Raw genomic sequence first — 2,616 nt, 5'->3', positions numbered from 1 at the left:
GCGACACAAATGAGTGCGTTTTTGAGTGAGGTAGGGTTAGCGAAAACAAAACCAGATCTAACTAAAATATTTGATGACAGATTTGTCAAAGCATATGCAGCCAAAGCAAAGAAATAATCGCGATCGAGATTCATCAGACGCGGGAGCTAGATCGTCTTTACGACCATCGGTATTCTGGAGATTGGTAGAAGATATTCCTGGGCCACTCAATTGGATTTTGAGTGGTATCTCGATCGGCTTACCATTAATCTTGTGGTGGGGCATTACAACTTTTGGGTCGATCGATCCTAAGTTTTTACCCTCACCTGCTGCGGTCGTAAGTGCTTTTTTGAGACTCTGGAATACTGGAGAGTTACAACAAGATACAATTGCTAGCTTGTGGCGAGTAGGTGTCGGGTTTTTCTGTTCGGCTTTATTTGCAATTCCGACTGGAATTCTGATGGGCAGTTTTCGCAGTATTCGGGCGTTATTTGAGCCATTATTTGGTTTGATGCGCTATATGCCTGCACCAGCTTTTATTCCGCTCCTAATTCTCTATCAAGGTATCGATGAAGCACCGAAAGTTACGCTGATTTTTATCGGTACATTCTTCTTCAATGCTTTAATGGTAATGGATACGGTTAAATTTGTATCTAAAGATTTAATCGAAGCAACTTATATCTTAGGTGGAAATCGCTTGCAGACGCTATTGATGGTGATCTTTCCCCATGTGATTCCAGGTATTTTAGATGCTTGTCGGATCAATTTAGCTGCTGCATGGCAATTAGTCATCGTCGCCGAACTGATCGCGGCGACAGAAGGATTAGGGCGGAGAATTAGTGTGGCTGGGAGATTTTTAAAAACCGATGAGATTTTTGTCGGTATTATTGTCATCGGCACGATCGGACTAGTTTTAGACTTGTTATTTCAATATCTAATTAGAGTTTTTTGCAAGTGGTCAGAGCATAATTAGCAGCCAGAAATATCCAGACGTAGCTCAAATATCCGTCATTAGGCGGTCGCTCGATCGGCGATATTTAATGCTATAATTTGCCAATATTTACCTGCTTGACGATCGACTAGATTAAAACCACTACTCGCAAAAAATTAGATGTTTGTACAAATCGATAATCTATCCAAACAGTTCCAGACTCAGAATGGAAATCTAACCGTACTTAAAAACATCAACATCAATATCGAGCGGGGCGAATTTGTCTGTATAGTAGGAGCCTCTGGCTCGGGAAAATCTACGCTGCTGCGGCAAATTGCGGGACTCGATACGCCGAGCTGTGGCGAGATTCGGATTGCAGGGGTGCCAGTCAAAGGGCCGAGTCCCGATCGCGGCATGGTATTTCAGAACTATACACTGTATCCGTGGTTGAGCATTCAGGAGAATACCGAGTTTGGTCTCAAACTACAAGGAGTATCCAAAAGAGAGCGCCGCGAACGTGCTAGTTATTATCTCAATGTCGTCGGTTTGACTGACTTTGCCAAGTGCTTGCCCAATGAGCTATCTGGCGGGATGAAACAACGCGTCGCCATCGCCCGCGCTCTAGTATGCGAACCTCAAATCTTATTAATGGACGAACCATTTGGAGCCTTAGATATTCATACCAAAGAATCGATGCACGAATTTATTATCGATCTCTGGCAACGGACTAAAATTACGATTCTTTCGATTACTCACGATGTGGAAGAGGCAGTATTTCTCTCCAACCGGATCTTCGTACTTAGTTCTCGTCCTGGTACAGTAAAAAAAGAGCTGACGATTAATTTAGCCGAGCGCGGTGCTAACGCCAAACGTCACACGATCTTTCAAGATTACCGCGATGAATTGATGGTGTTGCTCCGTCAATATGGAGCGGAGGGCTTAGTTGCCGCAAAAGTTTAGAACGCAGAGCGCTTTTGGATCGATTTGGTGTAATTTCGCCAGCCACCAAAGTGGGTGATTTCCGGTTGTCCCTCACACAAGAACGGCTCGCCCAGCACGCCCAAAACTTCACGATTATCGGCTAATTTGATTTTGCCAATGCACAATCCAGCGGGTTCTTGGTGCAAGATTTGGGCTAATCCAGCTAGTGGTAACGACCAGATCTCGATCGCGATCGCCGCTCCGCCCTGACTCACTCTCATCATCGCCGGATGCCGATCCTCGATCGACCACAAGCGATAAATTGGCGCGGTGGTAGTTTCATAGCCAAACTGGGCACCCACCTGTTGCAAATTACCATTTAGCTCCAAACCCAGCATCAAGGTGCCATTAACAGCCAACTCGCAAGTATCTAACATATGTTCGATGGGATCTATTATTAAGATGCAGGGAAACATAGAATTATACTTGCAAACATTTACATCTCGCACGCAGGTCTATTCAATAAATTCAATAACTCGGACGTGGCTGGTGCCCGAATTAAACTGCGCTGCTTTAGATTTAATCTCGGCTAATTGACCGATCGCCAAACCGCAGGGTCTACCATATTTGGCAAGCACTCGATCGCTAGCACTATTCAGAGCTGTCTGCGCTCGATCGACAAAATCAGCCAGCTCGTAATCTCGATCTCGCTCGAAATAGTTTTTGACGATCGAAGATGGCGAATAACAAGTTTCTTCTGAACCATCCGGCCATTGAATTTTAAA

General features: G+C 44.7%; 4 protein-coding genes and 1 pseudogene. 3 read left to right on the top strand and 2 right to left on the bottom strand.

What is annotated here, in order from left to right; all coding sequences use genetic code 11:
- The 3 genes and pseudogenes from RMO35_RS25470 to RMO35_RS22785 all read left to right on the top strand — a co-directional run.
- Positions 1-117 (top strand): annotated as a pseudogene (locus RMO35_RS25470) (aliphatic sulfonates ABC transporter substrate-binding protein); the annotation flags it as partial.
- Positions 95-952, top strand: a complete 858-nt coding sequence (locus tag RMO35_RS22790) for an ABC transporter permease (RefSeq protein WP_309744631.1) — start codon at positions 95-97, stop codon at positions 950-952. The pseudogene RMO35_RS25470 and the gene RMO35_RS22790, both read left to right, overlap by 23 nt.
- 138 nt (positions 953-1,090) lie before the next feature.
- Positions 1,091-1,870 carry an ABC transporter ATP-binding protein gene (locus RMO35_RS22785; protein ID WP_309744629.1) on the top strand — a complete coding sequence of 260 codons (780 nt, stop codon included), beginning with the start codon at positions 1,091-1,093 and terminating at the stop codon, positions 1,868-1,870.
- Here the strand turns inward: RMO35_RS22785 and RMO35_RS22780 are convergent.
- A complete protein-coding gene (locus RMO35_RS22780) occupies positions 1,867-2,268 on the bottom strand; it encodes a glutamyl-tRNA amidotransferase (RefSeq protein WP_309744627.1) in 402 nt (133 codons plus the stop codon). The two genes, RMO35_RS22785 and RMO35_RS22780, sit on opposite strands and share 4 nt — an antisense overlap.
- Before the next feature lie 78 nt (positions 2,269-2,346).
- Positions 2,347-2,616 (bottom strand): MSMEG_0570 family nitrogen starvation response protein (locus RMO35_RS22775; RefSeq protein WP_309744625.1); only part of this gene is annotated, 270 nt, incomplete at its 5' end.

Source organism: Chamaesiphon sp. OTE_20_metabat_361, from assembly GCF_031364565.1.
Note: the sequence above shows the minus strand (reverse complement) of the source record. Positions and strands in the feature narration are given on the sequence as shown.